Raw genomic sequence first — 7,085 nt, 5'->3', positions numbered from 1 at the left:
AATGCAGGATTATACTGTTTATGTGACTAATTTCTAGTCATGAAAAGCCCCTGGGGTTTCCTCTAATAAACTGATTTGTTTACTTACAGCAGCAGCTGACACATCCAACGCTTTTGCGGCAGCACTAAAATTGGCACATTGAGCTACCTTACAAAATGTCTGAATTAAGCCCAGGGTATTCATGTTGTATTCCTAAACATATCGCCAATTATCTCATGATAAGTATATAATAGCGCACCATATAGAACTTAGACTACTCCAGGAGCAGAAATGCGTGCATCCCAATGGTTTTTAGCGACCAAAAAAGAAACACCCAGCGACGCTGAAATCACTTCTCATCAATTAATGCTAAGAGCAGGTATGATTCGTAAACTGGGCTCAGGACTTTATACCTGGATGCCTCTTGGACTTAGAGTACTGCGCAAAGTAGAACAGATTGTTCGCGAAGAAATGAATCGCTCTCTTGCGATGGAAGTGCTTATGCCGGCTGTACAACCTGCTGAATTATGGCAAGAAACAGGGCGTTGGGAAACTTTTGGCGGACAATTACTGACAATGAGTGACAGCAATGAAAGAGAATATTGTTTCGGACCTACCCATGAAGAAGTCATCACCGATATTATGCGTAACGAGCTGCAATCGTATAAACAATTGCCCGCTAATTTTTATCAGATCCAAACCAAATTCCGTGATGAAATAAGACCTCGTTTCGGGGTGATGAGAGCACGTGAATTTATAATGAAAGATGCCTACTCTTTTCACGTAAGTCAGGAGAGTTTGCAGTCGACCTACAATGACATGTATCAGGCTTATAGTCGGATATTTGATCGCATGGGATTAAAATACCGAGCTGTTGAAGCAGACACTGGCGCAATTGGCGGTTCAGCGTCCCATGAATTCCAGGTACTGGCCGATTCAGGCGAAGATTTGATTTTTTATAGCGATATGAGTGATTATGCTGCCAATGTTGAACAGGCAACCAGTCTAAAACCAGCCAAGACTACAAGTACTGACGAACCCATTCAGCTTGTTGATACCCCCAATAAAAAAACCATTGCGGAAGTAGCACAGTTCTTGAATGTTGAAAGCAATCAAACCATCAAAACCTTGATTGTTCAAGGCATAGAACACCCAATGGTCGCATTGGTACTAAAAGGAGACGATGAGCTCAATGAAGTAAAAGCAATAAAACATCCTCTGATTCATTCGCCATTAATCATGATTGATGAGGAAGCTATTTTAAAAGCGTTGAACGCTCCTGTAGGTTCGTTAGGACCAGTTAGCCTGAACATTCCGATAATAGTAGACCATCATGCATTAGCAATGCCTTCTTTCATTTGTGGGGCCAATCAATCAGACAAGCACTACATCAATGCTGCCTGGGATAGAGATGCTCGTTATGATGAAGCCTTTGATTTACGTAATGTAAAAGATGGGGACATCAGCCCTGATGGAAAAGGTACTCTTCGTTCTTGCCGTGGTATAGAGGTTGGTCATGTATTCCAGCTGGGCGATAAATACGCAAAAGCCATGAATGCTTCCGTCATTAACGAACAAGGTCAACTACAGACCATGTTAATGGGATGTTATGGTTTAGGAATTAGCCGCGTTGTTGCCGCAGCCATAGAGCAACATCATGATGAGTACGGCATCATCTGGCCCCAAGCGATTGCGCCGTTTCAACTGGTGATAGTTCCTATCAATGGACATAGATCGCAACAGGTTAAAGAGCAGGCAGAAAGTTTATACCAACAATTTGCCGCTTTAGGCATAGATGTGTTGCTTGATGATAGAAACGAAAGACCAGGCGTGCTTTTTGCGGACAATGATTTAATTGGTATTCCTCATCGTTTGGTGGTCAGCGATAGAAATCTGGAACAAAGTTGTGTGGAATATAAAGCAAGATCAGCCAGTGAATCACAACAGCTAAGCATCAATAGCGTAGTGGAATTCATTAAACAGTCGCTGACGTAATAGCGTTGAAACTGGCTAGTTCTTCATGCCAAATCTACGTCCCGCGCCCTATGCGCGGGATCTATTAATTTAAAAACACTCACCAGTTCTTCGTCTGTATCTACGTGATAGACGTTGCTTGCCGTCCCCTGCAACAGGACCTCTCTTTAATTGTTTTTGCTTCTTTTTATATTTCTTCGCGATTAACAGTCACGCAGCAAAGTGCAGTAATACTTGGTTTAGCTGCTTTGGAATCATCTTAACGTAAAAGAGGTGATGTAAATTTCCTATAAAATGAACTATATTTATCCAAAAGGAAACTATGGTACAATAGATGCTGCAAGGCACAAGACCGTAGTAAACAATGGAACCCAAAATGCAGAACTTTTCCTGTTATCTCATAGGCGATGATCATTTACTGATCCAGTGTGCGGAAATTCTTTTGAAAAAAGAGTGTCGCATTTTAGGAATCATTTCAGCACTTGATGCCGCTCAAAAAATGGCTGAATCGCACAATATCAAGCACTACACTTGTTTACATGAGGCAACTGAATCGTTACTTGCAACCGATTTTGATTATTTATTTAGTATTATCAATAGCACCATTATACCCAAAACACTCATTGAGCGTGCACGCCACCTAGCCATTAACTTTCATAACGCACCACTGCCCCGATACGCCGGTGTTCATGCACTGTCATGGGCTATTTTAAACAATGAATCAGAACATGGCGTCACCTGGCATGTAATGAATGAACAGATTGATGGCGGAGACATACTCAAACAAATCCACTTTGCTATAGATGCACAGGAAACAGCATTGAGCTTAAGTTTAAAATGCTACGCTCATTCACTGTCTTTATTTAACGAACTGATTGATGAGCTGAAATACGCATCCATTACTCCAATCCCCCAGAACATCTCACAAAGCAGTTATTACAGTTTCAGGCAAAAGCCACCAGGTAACGGATGGCTGAGTTGGGAACAACCAGCGTGCGACATCATGAGGATAGTACATGCATTGGATTTAGGCCACTATCATCATAATCGCCTGGCCACACCAAAAATTCAAATTGGCAACACCATGTATCTTGTTGCACGGATGCATTTGCTTGACAGGATATCAGAAGAGCGTCCAGGGACAGTAGTAGCATTGCATCCTCATGCCTGGCATATTTGCACCAAGACACAGCTCATCAGTTTAGAACAAGTAATGCTGCTTGATGGAACGCCTTGCACACTTTCAAATGTAGCCGCGCAGCATCAGCTCAAAAAAGGGGCTCATTTCTCCTCCCCTACCCCACATCAACACAATCAATTTCATTATTTTAGTGAACAATACGCACCCGCAGAGCTTTACTGGGTACAGGAATTAAGAACGTTTCAACCAGCACACTTACCATTTCAACCACAAAATAACGAGCAATGCACTCATGATACCTTAATTCCCATTTCGCAGCTCGCTGTCAATAACACACTGATATCACAATGGCCGAAATTACCAGAAAATGTTGAGGCCGCGGATGTGCTTATAGCGACCTTGTTTATTTATCTGTATCGGTTGGGAAATAAGGAACAATGCAGTATTTGGTTACGTGAACCACACACATGCGAGTTACCTGATGAGCTCACAGAATTTTTCGCACCATTCGTCCCCTGTTCATTACCGATTGATAACTCTTATACTTATGAGCAAACCATCCAACAGATTCATCTGATGCGAACATCATACAAAAAAAGAGGACCTTTTTTACGCGATGTCTATTATCGTTACCCTGAACTTGCTCAAGCGGAACATCAATACTCTTTAGCCCTTTATGTAGGCACAGACGAGCAATGCGCTTCAACACAAAGCTCCTCTAGTGCTTCGGTGCTTATTACAATTGCATCAGATACAAACACCATCACCTGGCGGATTAAAGAATCGTTGATGTCCCCAGAAGCGCCACTTACTTCGGTGATAAAAAATGCAACACAGCACCTAAACTACCTGATGCACAATTTAAAGATGACGCTTTATCATCCCATTGATACACTGTCGCTGATGGACGAGAGCGAACGTCACCGCATGCTGAATATGGGAATACCCAAGCCCTTTGCGTATCCTCGAGATAAAACAATAGTCCAGGTATTTGAAGCGCAGGCTCAAGCCACCCCAAATCACACTGCGGTGGTGTATGGAAAAAAATCACTAACCTATGAGTCACTGAATCATCAAGCCAATCAATTAGCACGCTGTCTGCAAAGCCACGGCGTCATGCCCCATACTTATGCAGCCATATGTACTACTCAGGAACTTCACTTAATTATTGGTTTATTAGCTATCTTAAAAGCAGGGGCAGCATACATTCCAATCGATGCAAGCTATCCCAAACAGCATATTTATTCCATATTGCATGATAGTAAACCCAATCTGTTATTGGCATCTCATCACCTTAGCCAACGTATTGAGGACGACTGTACTGAACTGGATATTCCTATTGTCCTTTTTGATGAACTGGCCTTATTTATGGAAAAACAATCATCAATAAATTTGGACCATGTAAACATACTCCCCTCAAGCATTGCACATATTATTTACACATCCGGCACCACAGGCAAACCGAAGGGCGTGATGATTCCCCACCAAGGCGTCACTCGCCTGGTAAAAAACACCAATTACATTGAACTTAAGGAACACGATAAGGTGGCACAAGCTGCCAGTATTAGCTTTGATGCAGCAACGTTTGAAATTTGGGGGGCTCTTTTAAATGGTGCGGAACTTGTTGCTGTACCTCATGCGGTCTTGCTCGATCCCTGCAAGTTTGCCCCTTTTTTAGAAAGAAAACGCATTACTGTATTGTGGCTCACTTCCGCTTTATTTAATCAACTTGCAGCTCAGAACGTCGCCATGTTCCGTCATCTCACCTACCTTCTTGTAGGAGGTGATGTGCTGAATAAAGAGCGTATTATGAGTGTGATTCAGTGTGAACAAGGCGCTCCTGAATATGTTTTAAATGGATATGGCCCTACAGAAAGCACCACGTTTACTACAACCTATCCCATCACCAAACAGGATTCATCACATGAAACCATCCCCATTGGAACACCCATTGCTAACACCTTTGTGTATGTCCTTGATGAACAACTGCAACCTACTCCGGTAGGTGCTATTGGCGAGCTTTATATCGGTGGTGATGGATTAGCTCACGGCTATTTAAATCGACCGGAATTAACATCACAAAAATTCATTCAAAACCCTTTTCAGACCAGTACTGTTTCTATTCTTTACAAAACAGGGGACAATGTTCGTTGGCTGCCCAATGGGGCCATTGACTATTTAGGACGCCAAGACAATCAAATTAAAATAAGAGGCTTTCGAGTAGAACTTGAGGCGATACAGGCTCATTTAATACATCATCATGCCATCAGCCAATGTGCCGTCATTGCCCAAGAATGTACCAATCGAACTAAAATTTTGGTTGCATTTATTGTATGTACTGAGGAAGTTAACGATGAGGAAATTCGTACCTTCTTAAAAAATGAACTCCCCGTATACATGATTCCAAACTTCTTCGTTCGTCTGGATAAGCTGCCTTTAACACCTAATGGCAAAGTCAATTATAAAAAATTACCAGCACCGGATATCACCAAAACGTCTTTGGGGAACACTTATTGTGCGCCTGTAACCCCTATAGAGCACACATTAGTGGATCTTTGGAGCTCGTTACTGGGCATTGCAAGGATTGGTGTAGAAGATAATTTTTTTGATTTAGGCGGCCATTCCTTATTGCTGACTCAATTGTTATTAAAAGCTAAAGAACTGTATCACACCGATTTTTCTCTGCCTGAATTCCTTGAAAATCCAACCATCAGACACTTAAATCAATTGATTAACGGAGATACATCGACACGCAGTACCACCAATCAAAACATGCTATATGATAGATTTTTACCCAAAGAATTATCCATATCTGCGTCTATTTCACGAGCTTATACAACAAATAATGTGTTACTGACGGGAGCATCTGGTTTTCTTGGCGCCCACCTACTGCACAGTTTGTATCACAACTCTAAAGCAACCATCTATTGCTTGATTCGAGCCCAAAATGAACACGAAGCTGTAGAGAAACTCAATGCAACCATGGCCAAATATCATTTTGATTTACACTGTAACGAACGAATTATTCCCTTGGTAGGAGATTTAGCAAGTCCTCATTTAGGTCTCTCTCCTACTCATCTGTCACAACTGTCTGAATCGATTGATGTCATTGTTCATAATGGCGCTGCAGTAAATCATCTGTACCCCTATGAGCAGCTGCGCGCAACTAATGTACGAAGCACTCTTGACCTCATCGCTTTTGCCATGCAAAACAAAGTCAAACCCATCCATTTTATTTCTACGTTATCAGCTGCAAGTCATTTTCTCGATGAGTCACAATGCATCTTGGAAGATTTTATGAAAGCTGACAATGCCATCACCCCACCCCAAGATGGGTACAGTCAAACCAAATGGGTAGCAGAGCAGCTTCTTTCCGAAGCAGCACATCGAGGCTTATGGATTAATATTTACCGCCCAGGGTGGATTGTCGGTCATAGTAAAACAGGGGCATTTAACGCGCAAAGCAATCACTTGTTCATGTTGCTCAAAGGATGCATTCAACTTCAAGTCGCTCCTGATTGGGATTTCATGCTGGATATGTTACCTGTAGATACTCTCAGTAACGTCATTGTAGAAACAGCCCTTCAGGAAAAACAGACCAACAGTGTCTTTAATCTAATTAATCCAAACAAAATTTCCTGGAGGCAGTTAATTCACTATATCAATCAACGAGGTTACTCGGTATCATTAATTGATCCCGAACAATGGAAGCAAGAACATATTCGATTTATCAAAGAGGACAATGCCCTGTATAGCCTTTATTCATTATACGTTAACAACCAGAATGATGATTGGATGAAAGGATTGGCCACCATTTCTCGCGCCAACAGCTATAATACAAATAATGCATTTAATGAGGCCGGACAAATAATGCCCCCATTAGATAAAAAACTCCTGGATATTTATTTTAATTATCTGGAAAAAGAAGACTTTATAAATCCCTCTCTGAATCATTAATATCGATTAAAAGAACCATAGAATGGAGAGCTGC

The 7,085-nt window shown here is 41.7% G+C and carries 3 protein-coding genes; 2 read left to right on the top strand and 1 reads right to left on the bottom strand.

What is annotated here, in order from left to right; all coding sequences use genetic code 11:
* Positions 1 to 33: 33 nt before the first annotated feature.
* Positions 34 to 183 (bottom strand): LysR family transcriptional regulator, encoded by a 150-nt coding sequence (locus Q0495_RS16280; protein ID WP_298628242.1) that lies wholly within the window; start codon positions 181 to 183, stop codon positions 34 to 36.
* Between the two features lie 87 nt (positions 184 to 270).
* Here Q0495_RS16280 and Q0495_RS16275 point away from each other — a divergent pair, with 87 nt between their 5' ends.
* A complete protein-coding gene (locus Q0495_RS16275; protein ID WP_298628240.1) occupies positions 271 to 1,974 on the top strand; it encodes a proline--tRNA ligase in 1,704 nt (567 codons plus the stop codon).
* Positions 1,975 to 2,329: 355 nt separating this feature from the next.
* The gene (locus Q0495_RS16270; protein ID WP_298628237.1) at positions 2,330 to 7,051 is read left to right on the top strand and encodes an amino acid adenylation domain-containing protein; all 4,722 of its coding nucleotides are present in this window, start codon (positions 2,330 to 2,332) and stop codon (positions 7,049 to 7,051) included.
* The last annotated feature ends 34 nt before the right edge of the window (positions 7,052 to 7,085 follow it).

Source organism: uncultured Legionella sp., assembly GCF_937871865.1.
Lineage (GTDB): Bacteria > Pseudomonadota > Gammaproteobacteria > Legionellales > Legionellaceae > Legionella.
This window is presented reverse-complemented; position numbering and strand designations above follow the sequence as displayed.